18 protein-coding genes and 1 pseudogene are annotated in these 18,215 nt (G+C 56.7%); 7 read left to right on the forward strand and 12 right to left on the reverse strand.

All coding sequences use genetic code 11. From position 1 onward, the window contains the following. The first annotated feature begins 211 nt into the window (after window positions 1–211). Window positions 212–652 (forward strand): DUF4399 domain-containing protein, encoded by a 441-nt coding sequence (locus AC1DFB_RS16565; protein WP_170648822.1) that lies wholly within the window; start codon window positions 212–214, stop codon window positions 650–652. A gap of 26 nt (window positions 653–678) precedes the next feature. Here the strand turns inward: AC1DFB_RS16565 and AC1DFB_RS16570 are convergent, their stop codons facing one another. The 3 genes from AC1DFB_RS16570 to AC1DFB_RS16580 all read right to left on the reverse strand — a co-directional run bounded on the left by AC1DFB_RS16570 (window position 679) and on the right by AC1DFB_RS16580 (window position 3,440). Next, complete coding sequence (locus AC1DFB_RS16570; RefSeq protein WP_480921693.1) at window positions 679–1,068, reverse strand: hypothetical protein; 390 nt, start codon at window positions 1,066–1,068, stop codon at window positions 679–681. Next, complete coding sequence (locus AC1DFB_RS16575) at window positions 1,065–1,316, reverse strand: hypothetical protein (protein WP_170394756.1); 252 nt, start codon at window positions 1,314–1,316, stop codon at window positions 1,065–1,067. The genes AC1DFB_RS16570 and AC1DFB_RS16575 overlap by 4 nt, the downstream gene beginning before the upstream one ends. Window positions 1,317–1,412: 96 nt before the next feature. Next, window positions 1,413–3,440: a 2,4-dienoyl-CoA reductase FMN-binding domain-containing protein gene (locus tag AC1DFB_RS16580; protein WP_480921694.1), complete on the reverse strand. Its 2,028-nt coding sequence runs from the start codon at window positions 3,438–3,440 to the stop codon at window positions 1,413–1,415. 137 nt (window positions 3,441–3,577) lie between these two features. Here AC1DFB_RS16580 and AC1DFB_RS16585 point away from each other — a divergent pair, with 137 nt between their 5' ends. Then, on the forward strand, window positions 3,578–4,063 hold the full coding sequence (locus tag AC1DFB_RS16585; protein WP_480921695.1) for an RNA pyrophosphohydrolase: 486 nt from the start codon (window positions 3,578–3,580) through the stop codon (window positions 4,061–4,063). A gap of 6 nt (window positions 4,064–4,069) precedes the next feature. Here the strand turns inward: AC1DFB_RS16585 and AC1DFB_RS16590 are convergent, their stop codons facing one another. The 5 genes from AC1DFB_RS16590 to AC1DFB_RS16610 all read right to left on the reverse strand — a co-directional run bounded on the left by AC1DFB_RS16590 (window position 4,070) and on the right by AC1DFB_RS16610 (window position 8,296). Next, the gene (locus AC1DFB_RS16590; protein ID WP_170408515.1) at window positions 4,070–5,407 is read right to left on the reverse strand and encodes a serine hydrolase domain-containing protein; all 1,338 of its coding nucleotides are present in this window, start codon (window positions 5,405–5,407) and stop codon (window positions 4,070–4,072) included. 81 nt (window positions 5,408–5,488) lie between these two features. Then, window positions 5,489–6,478, reverse strand: a complete 990-nt coding sequence (locus AC1DFB_RS16595) for an adenosine kinase (protein WP_170802601.1) — start codon at window positions 6,476–6,478, stop codon at window positions 5,489–5,491. Continuing rightward, window positions 6,475–7,119, reverse strand: a complete 645-nt coding sequence (gene nth / locus AC1DFB_RS16600; RefSeq protein ID WP_170466604.1) for an endonuclease III — start codon at window positions 7,117–7,119, stop codon at window positions 6,475–6,477. The genes AC1DFB_RS16595 and nth overlap by 4 nt, the downstream gene beginning before the upstream one ends. A 96-nt stretch (window positions 7,120–7,215) precedes the next feature. Then, window positions 7,216–7,857: a cysteine hydrolase family protein gene (locus AC1DFB_RS16605; RefSeq protein ID WP_480921696.1), complete on the reverse strand. Its 642-nt coding sequence runs from the start codon at window positions 7,855–7,857 to the stop codon at window positions 7,216–7,218. 1 nt (window position 7,858) lies between these two features. Next, window positions 7,859–8,296 carry a MarR family winged helix-turn-helix transcriptional regulator gene (locus AC1DFB_RS16610; RefSeq protein ID WP_480921697.1) on the reverse strand — a complete coding sequence of 146 codons (438 nt, stop codon included), beginning with the start codon at window positions 8,294–8,296 and terminating at the stop codon, window positions 7,859–7,861. A 132-nt stretch (window positions 8,297–8,428) separates the two neighbouring features. Here AC1DFB_RS16610 and AC1DFB_RS16615 point away from each other — a divergent pair, with 132 nt between their 5' ends. After that, on the forward strand, window positions 8,429–9,280 hold the full coding sequence (locus tag AC1DFB_RS16615) for a bifunctional helix-turn-helix domain-containing protein/methylated-DNA--[protein]-cysteine S-methyltransferase (RefSeq protein WP_170394731.1): 852 nt from the start codon (window positions 8,429–8,431) through the stop codon (window positions 9,278–9,280). Between the two features lie 175 nt (window positions 9,281–9,455). Further along, a complete protein-coding gene (locus tag AC1DFB_RS16620; RefSeq protein WP_480921698.1) occupies window positions 9,456–9,890 on the forward strand; it encodes a glyoxalase superfamily protein in 435 nt (144 codons plus the stop codon). Window positions 9,891–9,946: 56 nt separating this feature from the next. Here AC1DFB_RS16620 and AC1DFB_RS16625 read toward each other — a convergent pair whose 3' ends face one another. Beyond that, window positions 9,947–11,386, reverse strand: coding sequence for an aldehyde dehydrogenase family protein (locus tag AC1DFB_RS16625; RefSeq protein ID WP_480921699.1), 1,440 nt, complete (start codon window positions 11,384–11,386; stop codon window positions 9,947–9,949). A 218-nt stretch (window positions 11,387–11,604) separates the two neighbouring features. Here AC1DFB_RS16625 and AC1DFB_RS16630 point away from each other — a divergent pair, with 218 nt between their 5' ends. After that, on the forward strand, window positions 11,605–12,255 hold the full coding sequence (locus tag AC1DFB_RS16630) for a peroxiredoxin (protein ID WP_170408508.1): 651 nt from the start codon (window positions 11,605–11,607) through the stop codon (window positions 12,253–12,255). 39 nt (window positions 12,256–12,294) lie between these two features. Here the strand turns inward: AC1DFB_RS16630 and AC1DFB_RS16635 are convergent, their stop codons facing one another. Together AC1DFB_RS16635 and AC1DFB_RS16640 are read right to left on the reverse strand one after the other, a co-directional pair. Further along, complete coding sequence (locus AC1DFB_RS16635; protein ID WP_480921700.1) at window positions 12,295–13,290, reverse strand: Hint domain-containing protein; 996 nt, start codon at window positions 13,288–13,290, stop codon at window positions 12,295–12,297. Between the two features lie 316 nt (window positions 13,291–13,606). Continuing rightward, on the reverse strand, window positions 13,607–14,236 hold the full coding sequence (locus AC1DFB_RS16640; protein WP_170426142.1) for a TIGR02466 family protein: 630 nt from the start codon (window positions 14,234–14,236) through the stop codon (window positions 13,607–13,609). Window positions 14,237–14,486: 250 nt separating this feature from the next. Here AC1DFB_RS16640 and AC1DFB_RS16645 point away from each other — a divergent pair, with 250 nt between their 5' ends. Together AC1DFB_RS16645 and AC1DFB_RS16650 are read left to right on the forward strand one after the other, a co-directional pair. After that, complete coding sequence (locus tag AC1DFB_RS16645) at window positions 14,487–15,014, forward strand: hypothetical protein (protein WP_480895707.1); 528 nt, start codon at window positions 14,487–14,489, stop codon at window positions 15,012–15,014. 36 nt (window positions 15,015–15,050) lie between these two features. Beyond that, entirely contained in the window at window positions 15,051–15,551 is a 501-nt protein-coding gene (locus AC1DFB_RS16650) for a helix-turn-helix transcriptional regulator (RefSeq protein WP_170394711.1), read from the forward strand. 294 nt (window positions 15,552–15,845) lie between these two features. On the opposite strand, the pseudogene pnp reads toward AC1DFB_RS16650, so the two are convergent. Then, a pseudogene (gene pnp / locus AC1DFB_RS16655) lies at window positions 15,846–17,995 on the reverse strand (polyribonucleotide nucleotidyltransferase). Window positions 17,996–18,215: the final 220 nt, after the last annotated feature.

Raw genomic sequence — 18,215 nt, forward strand, 5'->3', positions numbered from 1 at the left:
TCCGTTCGTTGTCTCTTTATCGCGATCAATCTGGGCAAGAACTGGGCAGACATGGGATAATATCAGGGTTTTGAATCGGATCGTTTGCAACTAGGAAACGCCCGGGCCTATATGCCGCGGACCATGCCTTTCGATACAAAACCCCGTTTTCTGGACTTTTTTCCAATCGTGCTATGATGAGAATGGCATTTTTGTGACCACGGAGGAGACTATGAAAGCCCTATTTGCTGTCATTACCCTGTGTCTGACCGCCAGCCTTGCGTGGGCCGGAGGGGAAACACCATCGAATCCAGATGCGAAGGTCTATTTCGTCAACCTGTCTGACGGTGACACCGTGCAATCACCTGTGACCGTAGTCTTTGGCCTCAGCGGCATGGGCGTTGCCCCCGCTGGAACCGAGAAGGAAAATACAGGGCACCATCACCTCCTGATTGATCGCCCACCACTTGGGCAGGGAGAAGACGGTGCGGACGAACTGTCATACGGTCTGCCCGCAGACGACAATCACATTCATTTCGGTGGCGGTCAGACTGAGGTGACTTTGGAACTTGCTCCGGGTGAGCATACTTTGCAGCTGGTGCTTGGGGATGCAGGCCACGTCCCTCATGCGACGCCCATTGTGTCCGAGGTGATTACGATCACAGTGGAGTAACAATTCACCTCCGCCGCAAAACGCGATTATGCGGCGGCAGGCAGAAGGAATATATCGCGGGCAAGCTGCGTGTTGAGACGTTCCGCAGAATACCATTGGTTGAGTACTGACTTGGCCATCAGGTCGGAATTTTCCTGTGCGAAACTCTTAAAGTCAGTAGCTTGCGTGTTGGCCAGCCGCTCTGCGATCAGGCTCATAAATGCGTAGGTGATTGTCAGATTGAACTTGTCCGGTGCGCCTGCGTTCGCTGCTAACGTGCGAATTCCCTTGGCGTAGATCGCTGCGGCATCGATGAAATCATACTTGCGTAGCAGGTCATAAGCGACTTGCACATGTTCGGCGTGTCCGAACCTTGCGTTGTCGATTGCGTGTGCTTCAAATGCGATGGTGACGTCGGCGTATCGCGATGCGCTCATTCTTCATCCTCCTTGAAACGGTGGCTGTCTTCAGCTGTCCAATCGAAGTCGTAGACACTTTTGAGCTGTTTGATCTTCTTCAGTGTCTCTTCAGAGAAGGCTGGCTTGTTCTCAAAGCTGTGCAGCGCGATGCCCTCAATCAGGTCGCCAAGGGTCATGTCCAGCGATTCTGCCAGCCCTTTGAGAACTTTCAGAAGCCGCTTCTCGATTCGAATTCCTGTTTGGGTGCGTTCTATTTTCTGACTCATGTGGTACATATGTATATTGATAACAACTGAGTCAAGGAAAACGAAAAAAGCCGCCTCTTCCGGGGCGGCTTTCTCCAGCGCACTGGCATTACAACGTCAGAACGCTGCCGCCAGACGTGTGCCCTGATTGATCGCACGTTTGGCGTCCAGCTCAGCTGCCACATCTGCTCCACCAATCACATGCGGGGTCATTCCACGTTCGATCAGCTCATCCGCCAGCGACCGGTCCGAGACCTGCCCGGCACATAGGACGATCGACTCGGCTGCGATCACGGTTGGATCATCGCGGGTTTCGCCAAAGCTGACATGCAGGCCGTCCTCGTCGATGCGCTCATAATTCACACCACCAACGAAACTGACGTCCTTCATCTTTAGCGTCGCGCGGTGGATCCAGCCCGTTGTCTTTCCTAGCCCCTTGCCGTGACGCTGCGCCTTGCGCTGCAGCAGCGTGACCTGCCGTGCTGGTGCTTCGGGCTGCGGGCCCTCGGGGGCCAGGCCCGAGCGGTGTTCTGCGGGGTCGGTTACGCCCCATTCCTTCATCCACAATGGAAGGTCCGTGGTTGGGCTGTGACCGTCTTCCAGCAGAAATTCGGAGACATCGAACCCGATGCCTCCGGCCCCGATCACGGCGACGGTGCTGCCGACCTCGGCCTTGTCGCGCAGCACGTCGATGTAGCTGAGCACATTGTCCCGATCCTGGCCGGGAATCTGTGGATCACGTGGAGTGACGCCGGTGGCGATGACCACCTCATCATAACCGATCAGATCATCTGCGGTGACTTCGCGGTTCAGTTCGACCGTCACGCCTAGGTCGTCCATCATGGTGCGATACCAGTCGACCAGTCCCCAGAACTCTTCTTTCCCTGGCACCTGTTTGGCCATGTTCAACTGCCCGCCAATCTCGGCGGCGCGATCAAACAGGGTTACATCATGGCCGCGCTGGGCAGTTGTCATCGCGGTGGACAAACCTGCAGGGCCAGCGCCGACAACGGCCACTGTCTTGCGTGTCTCGGCCTTGCCGATCACCAATTCGGTCTCATGACAGGCGCGCGGATTGACCAGGCATGAGGTCAGCTTACCGCTGAAAGTGTGGTCCAGACAGGCCTGATTGCATGCGATGCACGGGGCGATCTTCGCGGCTTCATCTGCAATCGCCTTGTTCACGAAATCCGCATCGGCCAGCATCGGCCGCGCCAGAGACACCATATCGGCGCAACCGGTCGATAGAACTTCTTCGGCAACCTCAGGCGTGTTGATCCGGTTCGAGGTGATCACCGGAATCCCGACTTTACCCATCAGCTTCTTGGTAACCCACGCAAATGCAGCACGGGGAACGCTGGTGGCAATCGTTGGAATCCGCGCCTCGTGCCAGCCGATACCGGTGTTGATGATCGTTGCCCCGGCCTGCTCAATCCGCTGCGCAAGTTCAACGACTTCGTCATGGGTCGACCCATTGGGCACAAGATCAATCATCGAAAGGCGATAGATGATGATGAAATCGCTCCCCACGGCTTCCCGCGTGCGGCGCACCACCTCAATGGGCAGACGCATCCGGTTCTCGTATGACCCACCCCAGCGATCCTCGCGCTTGTTGGTGTGGGTCACGAGGAACTGGTTCAGGAAATACCCCTCGGAGCCCATGATCTCGACCCCGTCATAGCCCGCCTTCTGGGCCAGAACAGCCGCGTTGACGATATCGCCGATCTGCTTCTCGATGCCCTCTTCGTCCAGCTCATGCGGCGGAAACGGAGAAATTGGAGATTTCACTGGGCTGGGGGCGACGCATTTCGGCCCATAGGCGTAGCGCCCCGCATGCAGGATTTGCATGGCGATCTTGCCGCCAGCCTCATGCACGCGTCGGGTGACGATGGAATGGTTCGCCACCTCTGTATCGTTGGTCATCATCGAAGCCCCCGGCAGCACCGAGCCTTCAAGGTTTGGGCCAATCCCACCGGTCACCATCAGCGCCACACCGCCGCGCGCCCGGTCTGCGTAGAATTCAGCAACCCGATTCCAATCGCCAGTCTCTTCCAGCCCGGTATGCATCGAGCCCATCAGCACGCGGTTCTTCAACGTGGTAAAGCCCAGATCCAGCGGGGCCAGCATGTTTGGGTACGCAGTCATGGCAAACTCTCCCTCCCGACTTTGACCGTCAGATTGACCTTCGCGTCACCTTTGTCACGCGAAACCTAACGTCATTCCCTTTGCCTTTACTGCGGCGCTTGCTAGAGACGCAGCAAAGCTTAATCACGAGGCCGCGCATGACCCCTGATGAAATCGCCAAACTGCCCTATCGCCCCTGCGTGGGGCTGATGTTGATGAATGCCGAAGGCAAGATCTTTGTCGGTCAGCGCAATGATCGCCACAAGGACGCCTGGCAGATGCCTCAGGGTGGCGTGGACAAGGGCGAAGACCCGCGCGATGCGGCCCTGCGCGAGCTTTGGGAAGAAACTGGAGTGACCGCTGATCTTGTGGAAATCATCGCCGAGACCGACGGCTGGCTGCCCTATGACCTACCGCATGACATTGTGCCGAAAATCTGGAAGGGCCGGTATCGCGGGCAGGAGCAGAAATGGTACCTGATGCGGTTTCTGGGCCGGGATGATCAGATCGACATCGCCACCGAGCACCCCGAGTTCACCCATTGGAAATGGCAGACCACGACGCGGCTGGTCGATGAGATCGTGCCGTTCAAAAAGGACGTCTACCAGCAGGTGCTTTCTGCGTTTCAGCCGCATTTCGGGTAGTTCGGGTTAGGAACCAAGCGCCGTAATCACCGCTTTGGCCAGCGGCAGCGGGGAATAACCGGTATCGGACGGTGTAAGCCCCAATCGCACGATCACCAAATCACGCGAAGGGAATATCCCGACCGATTGCCCATCATGTCCGGCCATCCAGACCGCATCTTCGAACGGGGGTTCTCCACCCGGCACGTCGCGCCACAAGTGACCTTTGGCATATGCCCCGCCCGAGACAGCAACCGGTTCGAACATCCAGTCAGTGAACCCTTCGGGCAGAATTTGCTGCCCGTCCCATGTGCCGCCCTGCAGCAGGAATTGCCCATATCGTGCCCAATCCCGCGCTGTGGCGTACATATAGCTTGAGCCGACAAAGGTGTCAGAAACATCAGTTTCAAGTATGGCCGAGGTCATGCCCAGTGGCAGCAGGAGTGCGCGCTGCGGATAGGACAAGCTGTCATCTTTGACCTGATCCTGCCAGACCCGCGCCAAGACGGTGGATGTGCCCGACGAATAGTTGAATTCAGTATTTGGCTCAGCCTCGGCCTCAAGCGAAGTGACAAACCCCGCCATGTCGTCGCTCAGATATAACATCCGAGTCACGTCCGAGACGTCACCATAGCCTTCGTTCCATCGCAGGCCGCTGGACATGGTCAACATATCCTCGACGGTAATGTGCTGCCGGTTGTCCTCTGCCCAATCGGGAAATGAATCGACCAGTGTATCCGTCAACTTCATCTGACCGGATTTTATCAGCGTTCCAATCAATCCAGAGGTTATGGTTTTGGTCATTGACCAACCCAGAAGAGGGGTATTTTCGTCGAATCCATCCGCATAAGCCTCACCAATGATCCGGCCATCATGCACCACAACTACGGCGCGGAAGCCCTTTCCCAGAATGGTCGGGTCCGACAGAACCATTGCCAATTTGGAGTTCTGCGCTGGGGCCACGGTGGTGCCTTCCGGCCAAAGTGCATCAGACAGCGCGGGCAGAGTGTTTAGCTGGGCGTTGACCGGTTGGGCCTCATGCGTATTCGCACATCCAAGCCCCTCGCGATATTGGCTGGTCGCAGGGGCGAAGATCCCGAGTAGCTTTGCGGATACTGATTGCGCCTCGGGGTCTACCGAGACCGAGACGTGTTTCAGCAACGGATGCCCGGGCGCCTGCACATCAACCGCCAGTACCTCCTGCGCATCCCGCCTGGCGATGAAAACGTTAGAACAGACGATCTTGGCAGAATAGTTGGTCCCGACTCGCAACAGGTCGGGCGGAGAGATCAGCAAGTACCCAACGCCGGCCACAAGCCCCAACGCCAATGTTCCTGCGGTGATCCTGAGTGCTCTGCCCAACATGAATTGGCTCCCCCTTACATCCAAAAAAAGGGTAGCCATTCCGAAATGTGACGCACCAGCGTTACGTTGCGTTTCGCGGGATCAGAGCAATCCCTCAGCCTGCAGCAACTCCTGCATGTTCGCCTCAGGGCGCGGGCCGATATGGCTGATCACCTCGCGGGCACAGACATTGCCGATCCGCGCACAGGTCTCGTAATCGCGGCCTGTTGCCATGCCATAAAGGAACCCGGCGGCGAATTGATCGCCCGCGCCGGTCGCGTCCACGGGTACGACCTTTTCAACCGGTACATCGATGCGCGCGTTGCCGTTCAGAACGGTCACCCCGTCGCCAGACCGGGTGCAGACGACCAGAGGGCAAATCTCGGCCGTTTTCGCCAGCGCCTCCTCAAGATCGTCGGTTTCGAACAGCGATTTGATCTCGGCCTCGTTGCCGATTACAAAATCCAGCTCATTCTCGATCAGCAGCAGGAAATCGACCCGGTGCCGTTCTACACAGAACGGGTCAGAAATGGCGATGCCCGCCTTGCCGCCACCCTTATGGCAGTTGCGCGCGGCTTCAAGGAACGCGGCTTTGCCCTTTTCCTTGTCGAACAGATAGCCCTCGAGGAACATGATCTGGCTGTTGCCCGCGACGTCTTCCGAGACATCCCGAGAAGACAGCTCGGACGAAATACCCAGATAGGTGTTCATCGACCGCTCGCCATCCGGTGAGACAAAGATCATCGAACGCGAGGTTGGCAGCTCGCCCCCCGGCACCGGCGGGTTCACAAAATCCACCCCGTCTTCGTTCATCGCATCGGCATAGAAACGGCCCAGCGCATCATCATGCACCCGCCCGATAAACGCCGAATCCAGACCCAGTGCACCCGCACCCGCAATGGTATTGGCAACCGAGCCACCCGGAGTCTGCACCCGGCCTTCCATCGAGGCGTACAGTACCTCGCCGCGTTCCTGTTCGATCAGCTGCATGATGCCCTTTTCGATGCCCATCAGCTCAAGGAAACTGTCATCGGCTTGGGAAATCACGTCCACAACGGCGTTTCCGATGCCGGTCAGTTGGTAGGTTTTCATAGAGTCTTGTCCTCAAATTCGCAGAGATCGCGGATGATACAGGTAGGGCACTGCGGTTTGCGTGCCTTGCAGTGATAGCGGCCATGCAGGATCAGCCAGTGATGCGCATGCAGCTGAAAGTCGGTCGGTATGTTGTCTTCGATGGCGCGTTCGACGGCGTCCACATTCTTGCCCGGGCAGATGCCGGTGCGGTTGCCGACGCGAAAGATATGCGTGTCCACGGCCTGCGCCGGATATCGCCACCACATGTTTAGGACAACATTGGCTGTCTTGCGCCCCACACCCGGTAGCGATTGAAGCGCCGCGCGGGAGTTGGGCACCTCACCGCCATAGTCTTCGACCAGAATGCGACTCAGCTTGATTACGTTCTTGGCCTTCTGGCGGAACAGGCCGATGGTCTTGATATGTTCGATCAGACCTTCTTCGCCCAGATCCAGCATCTTCTGTGGCGTGTCGGCGATCTTGAATAGCGCGCGCGTAGCCTTGTTGACGCCGGCATCGGTCGCCTGCGCTGACAGTGCGACGGCAACGACCAGAGTATAGACGTTTACATGCTCCAACTCGCCCTTGGGTTCAGGGTCGGCGTCGTGAAAACGCGTAAAGATCTCGCGGATCTTGTGGTATCCGATTTGTTTGGCCATCCGAGCCTTAATGCCCTGCCAGACAAGCGGTCGCAATTGAAAAGGTGCGTTTTGATTTTGCCTAGGCGCGGGTCTTGGTCGATTTATCCCTATGCCTCACTTCTGCAGTCGGAAATCCACCCCCGCCGTTGCAAGTTGATCCCTGATCCCCTGCCACCGGTTCGGATCAGCCGCCAGAACGGCTGCCGAATTGATCTGAACCCGGTATCCTCGATTGAGCGCGCCCTGCGCGGTCTTATTCACGCAATGACACCCGTCCAACCCTGTCAGAACCAGCGTTCCGATCCGTTTGTCTCGCAGGAACTGTTCAAAACCCGGCGAAGAAAAGGCGTCACCTACGGATTTTACAAACTCGGCATCGGGATTCAGCGTAAGACGCGGATCCAACCCAACTCCGTCGGAACCTGCGTTGCCGCGCCCCTGATTGAACCACCCGTTCAGCAAGTTCGCCAGCCGTCCCTTGAATTCATGACGGATGGCAATCACGGACCAGTCAGACTGGCGGGCGCTGTCCGTCGTTGACCGGATCGTCGACAAGGCACCCTCAATTTGCGCGTCATCCCAGGCGGGTATCGAGGTAAAATCTGTTTGCATATCGATCACCAGCAGCGCCGTTTCAGGCCGCGATGCCAGGTCTATTTTGGCTCCGGTTGTCGGAGTGCCAATTTTTCGGATTTGCAAGAGGATGTACAACACGGCGATCATGATGCTTGCCGCCATTATCCAAAAGACGGTCATGTCAGGCCTCCTTGGCGAGTTCTGCGAAATAGCGGGTCAGGGCCAGCTGAACCTTGTGATAGGCGGCAAGCTCTGACGCAGAAAAATCCTGTGCAAAGCGTGTCAGCTTGGCCATCTCATCCGCTCTGATTGCCGTGATCGTCTCTTCGCCCGCAGGGCTCAGCCGGTAGCAGTAGGTGCCAGCACGTTTGGGATTGGGCTGGCTTTCGATCAGCTGTGCGCCCATCAGCTCTTTTAAGATGCGCGAGACATATTGTCGTTTCAGCTGCAGCTCGGCGCATAGCACTGGGGCTGTCGCGCCGGGAGATAGCGACAGACCTTCCAAAAGGGCACGTTGCCCGACGGTCACGCCTTTGCGCTGGCTGCCCTGCTCAACTGCTGCCGTGATGTTCCGCAGCAAAGGCCGGGTGGCCTGAACTGCCTGATAAATCTGATCCAACCTGTGTCCCATACCTGAATGGTAGGAGAAATCGATTTGATTCGTCAACTCAGTTGACAAGATAAAGCGCAGGTTCCGGGTCGCAAGATCGACAGGGGCAAGTTACTGTTCCTGTAACTGATGAGGTGACCGATGAACGTCCAGACAGCAGAAAGCGGATATCATTATAACGTCATGCGGCGCGCGATCGAATTGATCGATCAAGGCGGAGAGAGTCTCAGTCTTGATGAGTTGGCTCGCCAGATGGATATGAGCCCTGCCCATTTTCAGCGTCTGTTCTCACGCTGGACCGGGGTCTCTCCGAAGCGATACCAGCAATACCTGACCCTTGGCCATGCCAAAGCTCTGTTGCACGAGCGTTTCACCACGCTGGAAACCGCTCATAATGTGGGGCTGTCCGGCAGTGGGCGGCTTCATGACCTGTTCCTGAAATGGGAATCCATGAGCCCCGGTGAATATGCCCGCAAAGGCGCAGGTCTCACGATCTACTGGGGCTGGTTCGAATGCCCCTTTGGCCCTGCGCTGGTTATGGGAACTGACAAGGGAATCTGTGGAATCGCCTTTGGGGCCGAGACAGGCGAGGAGGCGGCGATGGAAGACATGATCTCTCGTTGGCCCAATGCTGATTTTGTCGAGGACCCGATGCGCCTGCGGCCTTGGGTGCTCAGCGCCTTCGGTGCGGCCAGCGACCGGTTGGAGCCGACCCCGCTCTACCTGATCGGCTCACCACTGCAGATCAAGGTATGGGAAGCGCTGATGCACATCCCTTCGGGGCAGGTCACCACCTATTCCGAGATCGCGCAGCGGGTCGGCTCACCCCAAGCGGTGCGCGCCGTGGGCACCGCAGTTGGGCGCAACCCGGTCAGTTGGCTGATCCCCTGCCACCGTGCCTTACGCAAATCGGGCGGCCTGGGTGGCTACCACTGGGGATTGCCCGTCAAGCGCGCCATGCTGGCCTATGAGGCGGCGCAGGCCGACGCCTGATTGACATTCTGGCGCGTCGTTGCCATATGCACGGCAGGTTCGGGTCCCCTGCCGTTCGCGGCCTTAGGCTTTGGTGAAACCCGATTGAATCACATCTGTTGCCCTTTCCAGGCGCGCGGATGGCAATGCGAACCCCGTCCAGATTTCGCGCCCGTTTCAGGAAACGAGGCACACCATGACACATATTCAGAACATCGCTCCGGTTGCGGAGCTGAAAGAGCAGGCAAAACGCCTGCGCAAACGCCTGCAGGACGCCGGAGTGAAGCTATCGCATAGCGAGGCGCTGGAACTGTTGGCGCATCAACTCGGTGCGTGGGATTGGAACACGTTGCACGCGATGGCAGGAAATCGAGTGCAGTTGCGCGTTGGTGACCGGGTTGAGGGCCGATATCTGGGTCAGCCCTTCACCGCCGAAATCCGCGGTCTGACCATGATTGGGGATGGCGGACATCGCCGGGTGACCCTTCAGTTCGACGTGCCCGTAGATGTGGTCCGGTTCGACAGTTTTTCGTCCCTTCGCCAGCGGGTGACAGGTGAGATTGGCTGGGATGGTCGATCCACCCGTCACACGTCGGACGGAGAGCCGCAGCTTATCGTCCGACCTGCCTAAGAAACAAAGCGAGGCACCCTTAGGGTGCCTCACATTTTGATACCACCAAAACCGGGTTATTCGGCGGCCCAACCGCCAACGGCTTTGACTTCAAGGAAGTCCTCCAAGCCCCAAACCCCGCCTTCGCGGCCATTGCCGGACTGTTTCATCCCACCAAACGGGGACCCAGCGCTGCGCGACTGGCCGTTCATCTCAACCATGCCCGACCGCAAGACGCGAGCCATTCGGTTGGCGCGTGCACCGTCTTGGGTCTGAACATAATTGGTCAGCCCGTAAGGTGTGTCATTGGCAATCTCGATGGCTTCTTCTTCGGTATCGAAGGGGATCATGGTCAGAACCGGGCCAAAAATCTCCTCGCGCGCGATGGTCATCTGGTTGTTGGCATCTGCAAAGACCGTAGGACGCACATAGTAGCCCTTGTTCAGTCCTTCAGGGCGACCGGTACCGCCGGCCACCAGACGCGCGCCGTCATCAATTCCTTTCTGGATCAGGTCCTGAATTTTGGTCCACTGCACTTCGTTCACCACCGGTCCGATATGTCGGCCTTCCTCGGTGGCACTGCCGACGGTGACCTTGTTTGCCACTTCGGCGGCTGTCTCAACCGCCTGATCATAGATCGGACGCTGCACCAGCATCCGGCTGGGCGCGTTACAGCTTTGACCGGTGTTGTTCATCATGTGCAGGACGCCGCGTTTCACCGCCTTTTCGTCGGCATCGGCGAAGACCACATTGGCCCCTTTGCCGCCCAGTTCCAGATGCACTTTCTTCAGTGTATCCGCCGCATTCTTGGAAATCGCCGTGCCCGCGCGGGTCGAACCGGTGAAGCTGACCATATCAACATCTGCGTGCCCCGAGAGCTGAGAGCCCACGCCCACGCCATCGCCATTTACCAGGTTGAAAACACCAGCCGGGAAACCAGCCTCATCCATCATCTCAGCAAAGATCATCGCGTTCAGCGGGCTTTGCTCGGACGGTTTCAGCACCATCGTGCAGCCCGCAATCGCGGCGGCCCCGACTTTGAGCGTGACCTGATTCATCGGCCAATTCCATGGGGTGATCAGGGCTGCCACACCCACCGCTTCATAGATGATCCGGTCATTCGGCGCATGATCGCCCAGTGGGCGTTCGAATTGGAACGCCTTGGCGGCACGGATGAAGTTTTTTAAGTGATAGATCCCCGCACCCGATTGCTGGCTGCGCGCCATATCGATCGGTGCACCCATCTCCATCGACATCGCCTGGGCCAGATCCTCTGAGCGGGTGGCGTAAATATCGACCAGTTTCTCTACCAAAGCGATGCGCTCGTCCACCGGGGTTGCCATCCAACCAGGCAGAGCAGCTTTGGCCGCGGCGACCGCTGCGTTAGTGTCAGCCTCTGACCCCAATGAGATCACCGCGCATGGTTCTTCGGTCGACGGGTCGATCACTTCGAAATCATTCGGCTCTGATGGGGCGACCCATTTGCCGTTGATATAGAAATCGCGTTTTTCGATCATGGCTCATCCTCCGGATCAGGAATCAATCGACCGAACGGTCGGTTTTCATTCGCACTCTGTCACCCACCCGGGTGTCGGGCAAGGGTAAAACATAATTTGATCAAATTATCTACCTACTGAATCTTCTGACAGCGCAACATGAATGGTTTAACCTCTGCGCAAAGTGATTAGGTTGGCAGCAATCGACTCGCGATTTTTCACAGGAAAGGAGTTTCCCAATGGGTTTGCGCATCAATGATACGGTCCCGAATTTCACCGCAGAGACAGATCAGGGCACCGTCCAGTTTCATGACTGGATTGGCGATAGCTGGGCCATCCTGTTCTCACACCCCAAGGACTTCACCCCTGTTTGCACGACCGAGTTTTCGGCAGTTGCGCAGTTGAACGATGAATGGGCGGCGCGGAACACCAAAGTGATCGGCGTGTCCGTGGACGGTGTCGAAGATCATAAGAAGTGGAAAAAAGATATCGAGGCCTATGGCAACGCCAACCCCGGCTTCCCGATCATCGCCGATGACGGTCTGGCTGTGTCCAAAGCCTTCGACATGCTGCCGGCCGAGGCCTATCTGCCCGACGGCCGCACGCCTGCCGACAGCGCAACTGTACGCTCTGTCTTTATCATCGGACCCGATAAGCAGTTGAAACTGTCCATGACCTACCCGATGACCGTGGGCCGCAACTTTGCCGAGATTCTGCGTGCACTCGATGGCCTGCAGATGAGCGCCAAGGGCGTGGCAACCCCCGCAAATTGGGTGCCGGGTGAGGATGTGATCATTCCACCTGCGGTCTCCAACGATGAGGCAAAAGAGAAGTTCGGCGAGTTCGAGACGATCTTCCCCTATCTGCGCAAAACCAAAGCGCCGTCGTAATCGGATCAACGGGCAGGGGGCGAAAGCCCCCGGCTTCTTCTAATGCGCAAACGCCGAGGCTGCGCCGCAAGGGGCACATAGCTCCGGGCGCAGCATCTGCACTTCGTACGGTTTCAGAACCGGCAGCACCGTATCACCATAGCCGCCTGTGTCGGAATGAAGCTCAGGGAACAGCTCGAATAGTTCCTCCTTCACTGCATTGCTCATCGCGTCCAGCGTATATCCGCCGGGATAAAACGATTCCGACCACAATCCTTCGACATTCACCAGCTCATGCTGGTCGAATAGAATGTGAATGTACTCGACGCCCCCGCTTGGCGGAACTTGCGTGATAGATTTGCCGTTGAGCAGAGACTTGGCCGTCGCCAACATCATCGGGTAACTATGATGCAATTCCAATGCAGGTGAGGACACGACAACCCGATGTTGAGGTGACAGCAGCAGATCTCGCGATGGTGTCTGCGGCCCAAGACTGCCCGCATTGATCCGGATCGGGCAATGCTTAGGGGTCTGTCTCAGATCCGCCTCACTCAGCCGTCGCTGACCCACCCAGCGCACGGCCCGACCGGTGCCATCTGCGGTGATCACATGATCGCCTGCTTTGACTTCTTCGATCAGACGCTGGCCCGACGGTGTCAGAATATGTGATCCCGAAGTAAAGCAGACAAAGCTGGGAAGGTTATCATATTCGACCGCAGGTGCAGTACCCTGGGCCAGTGAGTTGCCTGTCAGTACATCGTTAACAGCAACGTTTCCCGAGGTCACAACGATATATTGCGTACCCGAGAATTGCAGCAGTGTGTAGGTGACCGGTGCACCTCGGACCGTCGCGCTGTAGCCTTCAAATATCTGAAAGCTGCCGGAGTTGTTCAGCCCGGGGATTGGGAGGGTATCGAACTGTTGGCTGCCGTTGTTGTCCGGATTTTCGAGAAAATTATCATCATCAGTAATGGTGACCTGAAACCCCTGGGTCACCGTCACACTGGGGTTGCCAAACGGATCTCCGTCGATCTCAAAGATGGTGATAGAGGCCAAAGCGCGGCGACGTCCCAGATGATTTGGATTTCCTTAACTTTGAGCTAACTCAACTTAGAAGTGTTAACATATCGTTTACTGTGACGCGCAGGGCTCGAAAGCGGCACTGATCGAAAAAGGCAGATTGGCTATGGTTGGATCGACTGTGGGCACGCCCGCCGAGGCGGTGGTTGGGATCGGATACGTCAGTTGAACGCGGTCTCGCTGCCAAAGGATTGTAGCTTCTGATGGAAACTGAAAGCTGCGCTGACTGCGTTGACCAGGCGAAACATTGCCATGATGTTCGATACCACAGAGGCTGCGTATCTCGAGGCGATTAACTGGGATCCGATTTTGGACGTCGAAAGGTTGCGTTGAAGGCAACCGTGACGCGGCTTTCTTTACTTTGGTTTGGGTGGACCCAATGAGTCAGATAGGATGGAAAAAGGATCATTTCGCCGGCTGCCGGGCGCAGCTTCTTTTTGTTCCGAAAAGCACTCGCCTGAAGTATGCGCCAGTGAGGCAACTCGTTTCGAGGGTCGAGAAACTCAATCATTCCAGACGAACCTTCTTCGATCTCGGGTTGAGAAACATAGTACACTCCAGACCAATGCGCGCCGGGATGAGTATGCGGCGCATTGTACCCGCCGGAAGGATTGTCGTTTATCCACCCGAACAGTTTCAGGCGAAGTTTATCCAGTTCAACTTTGTCTGAGACCTTTCGCGTTATTTGAAACACCGCATCTTCGGCCGCGTCTCGCAAATTCTGAATAGCGGGCGTATCGCGATCAAAGAGGTTTCCGTTTGAGTGCCATCCGCCGCGATTGGATTTTGAGGCACCCTCGTCTTCCTCACGCATCTTTTCGGCCTCAAACAGAATCGCCGCATTAAGCGCTGCACTGTTAGGCACCACAAATCGCATCATTGGAGTAGAGAAGAGCTTTTCGAATTTCTTGGCTTCGGGCATATCCTCGGTGTCACCTTCAAAAACTACATGGCTGTAAATTCAGATCGGTCCGAGATCAAATTCAGGAATTTGCTCCTGAAAAATTTTTCGGCGCTCTCCAAATCCACGTTCCCGCACATTGCGCGCATTACCCAGTACCGTTGAGGATATAGTTCTTTGGTTCAAGTCTGGCCTAACCAACCTAAGTTATATTCCCATCGCAAAGCGCCGATGTTTTAGTTCAATTGGCAATTCCTTTGAGGATGGGAACATGAACAAGAAAACTATCGGTCTGACATCAACTTTCGTTCTGATGGCCACCACGGCGCTTTCGCAAACCACCAAGCAAGACATCATCGACGAACTCACAGAACAAGGTTTCCAACGAATCGAAATAACCAACACGCTGTTTGGGAATCTTCGCTTTGAAGCGACTGGACCTGGAATCGAGAGAGAAGTGGTGCTGGGGAAAGACGGAACCATCGTTCGGGATCGTTCAGAGCGAGACGATGAGTTCGACGATGAGGAAGATGACGACGAAGATTTTGATGACGAAGATGACGACGAAGGATTTGATGACGAAGGTGACGATGACGAAGGCGATGGGGAAAACGATAGCGAAGGCGACGATGGTGAGCGCGACAGCGAGGGCGACGATGGCGAGCGCGACAGCGAAGGCGATGACGGCGAACGCGATAGCGAAGGCGATGACGGCGAACGCGATAGCGAAGGCGACGATGGCGAGCGCGACGGTGAAGGTGACGATGGCGAAGGGGATGACGAAGGCGACGATGATTAATTCAGCTTCCAACTTGAGCCCAAGCGAGATTGGGGTTTGAACAAATGGTTTAAAAAAGAAGCCATGTTCAAAGCGGGGATCGCTGTATATGCGATCTCTGCTTTGACGTTTGTGATCGAATTGATTGGCGAAATAACAGGGTACTACATTTTTTCCGCGAGTTGGGTGGTCCATGAAATCACGGCTCTCATCACCCTATTTGGGTTTATTCTTGGGGGGCTTTTGATTTGGCAAAGCCACAGGCTGTTTTTGCGACGTCACCAAGAAGTCAAACAGAACCTGCGGAAGGCTCAAGGCGAGTTTTTTCGAATGCTGGAACTACAGTTCGACCGTTGGGGCCTTAGTGCTGCGGAACGAGATGTTGCACTTCTCACCGTAAAGGGCCTGTCCCTCGCAGAAATAGCTAAACTGCGCGAGACCAGCGAGGGAACAATCAAGTCCCAGAACAATTCAATCTACAAAAAAGCCAAGGTCAAATCGAGGACGCAACTGTTGGGCGCGCTCATAGAAGAGCTTTTGATCGAAGAAAAGAAATAAACCAAGAAACGATCGGATATCGTCGTAAATTCATTCATTTATCGACAATGAGTAGAAAAGAACGCCCAAGTAGATGCCTCGGGGCTGTAAAGCCAACGTTTTAAGTGGTTGCGAGGCTCTGTTTCAGGGCAATGCACTCAGCGATTAAAACTGTATCCTCATCTAAATTGAAGCCTGCCCCAGCACCAGCTGATGGTCGGCACATTCCACAGCATCGCTACGGCACTCCACATTCGCCCAAAGAAAAAGGCCCCGGCGGATTACCGGGGCCTTCGTTCTTGCAAAAGAGGCAGATTACTCTGCGCTTTCCTCTTTCTTTTCTTTCTTCTCGGGAACGATCTCTTCGCCGGTTTCCTGATCGACAACTTTCATCGACAGGCGCACCTTGCCGCGATCGTCAAAGCCCAGCAGTTTGACCTTTACTTCCTGACCTTCTTTCAGAACATCCGACGGATGGTTCAGGCGTCGGTTTTCGATCTGGGACACGTGCACCAGACCGTCGCGCTTGCCAAAGAAGTTCACGAAGGCACCGAAGTCGACGATCTTGACCACTTTACCGGTGTAGATCTGACCTTCTTCCGGCTCGGCCACGATCGAGTGGATCATCTCATAGGCCTTCTTGATCGATTCACCGTCGGGCGACGCGATCTTGATGACGCCGTCGTCATTGATGTCGACCTTGGCACCCGAAACCTCGACGATCTCGCGGATGACCTTACCACCCGAGCCGATCACTTCGCGGATCTTGTCGGTGGGGATGTTCATGGTCTCGATGCGCGGCGCGTGGACCGAGAATTCGTTGGTTTCGGACAGGGCTTTGCCCATCTCACCCAGAATGTGCATCCGGCCGTCCTTGGCTTGCGCCAGGGCTTTCTCCATGATCTCAGGCGTGATGCCCGCAACCTTGATGTCCATCTGCAGCGAGGTGATGCCGTTTTCGGTACCCGCAACCTTGAAGTCCATGTCGCCCAGGTGATCTTCGTCACCCAGAATGTCCGACAGGATGGCGTATTCGCCGTCATCTTCCAGGATCAGACCCATGGCCACACCGGCAACCGGTGCTTTGAGCGGAACGCCCGCATCCATCATCGACAGCGAACCGCCGCAGACCGACGCCATTGAGCTGGAGCCGTTGGATTCCGTGATCTCCGACACGATGCGGATCGTGTAGGGGAAGTCGGTCGCCGCAGGCAGAACCGCCTGCAGGGCACGCCATGCCAGCTTGCCGTGGCCGATCTCACGACGGCCCGGACCACCCACGCGGCCAACTTCACCCACCGAGTAGGGAGGAAGTTGTAGTGCAGCAGGAAGTTGGATTTGAAGTTGCCGTGCAGCGCGTCGATGAACTGTTCGTCGTCACCGGTGCCCAGCGTGGTCACGGCCAATGCCTGAGTCTCACCACGGGTGAACAGGGCAGAACCGTGGGTCCGCGGCAACATCGAGGTTTCTGCAACGATCGAACGGATATCGGTGGTCGAACGACCGTCGATACGCTTGCCGCCTTTGACGACGTCGCCGCGCAGAATGCCTGCTTCCAGCTTCTTCATTGCGGAGCCGAGGTTGCCGTCTTCCAGCTGCTCTTCGGTCAGCGCTTCCTTGATCGCTTCACGGGCCGCGGCAACAGCGGCGGTGCGCTCTTGCTTGTCGGTGATCGCGAACGCGGCGCGCATCTTCTCTTCACCGGCAGCCGAAACAGCGGCGGACAGCTCCGAGTAATCGGGGGCGACGAATTCGAACGGCTCTTTCGCGGCTTCTTCGGCCAGCGAGATGATCAGGTCGATCACGGGCTGAATTTGCTCATGCGCGAAGTTTACCGCGCCCAGCATTTCCGCCTCGGACAGTTCGTAAGCTTCCGATTCCACCATCATCACGGCGTCTTTGGTACCGGCAACAACCAGGTCCAGACGCTGTTCAGGGTTCAGGCGCAGGTCCTGCATGTCGTCGACGGTCGGGTTCAGAACGTATTCGCCATCCTCGAAACCAACGCGGGCACCGGCGATCGGACCCATGAACGGCGCGCCGGAAATGGTCAGTGCGGCAGAGGCTGCGATCATCGCAACGATGTCGGGGTCGTTGACCAGATCGTGGGACAGCACGGTGCACATCACCAGAACTTCGTTTTTGAAGCCGTCAACAAACAGCGGGCGGATCGGACGGTCGATCAGACGCGCGGTCAGCGTCTCTTTCTCGGTCGGGCGCGCTTCGCGCTTGAAGAAGCCACCCGGAACCTTACCGGCGGCATAGTATTTTTCTTGATAGTGTACGGTCAGCGGGAAAAAATCCTGACCGGGCTTTTGAGCACGGGCAAAGGTCACGTTTGCCATGACGCTGGTTTCGCCCAGCGTGGCAATCACGCTGCCGTCGGCCTGACGGGCAACCTTGCCGGTTTCCAGTGTCAGCGTCTCTTCGCCCCACTGAATCGATTTCTTTGTTACATCAAACATATGCGTATCCTAGAACGGAGCACTCCCGCCCCTGCGGGTCTCCGGTTTGCATGGCGGCCCCATTGCCGCCGACCCCACTTTATCTTCCATTCGAGTGCCGGGGTCAGGGCACAACGTCTCAGATGACAGGCCCATACATCAGTTTGCAAGCTTTGGAAAGTCGGGAGTTTTTGGGGGGCAGGGGATTGCCTAACCCCCGCCCAAGCTGGGCAGGGGCCGA

It is taken from the genome of Ruegeria sp. S84 (assembly GCF_056583445.1).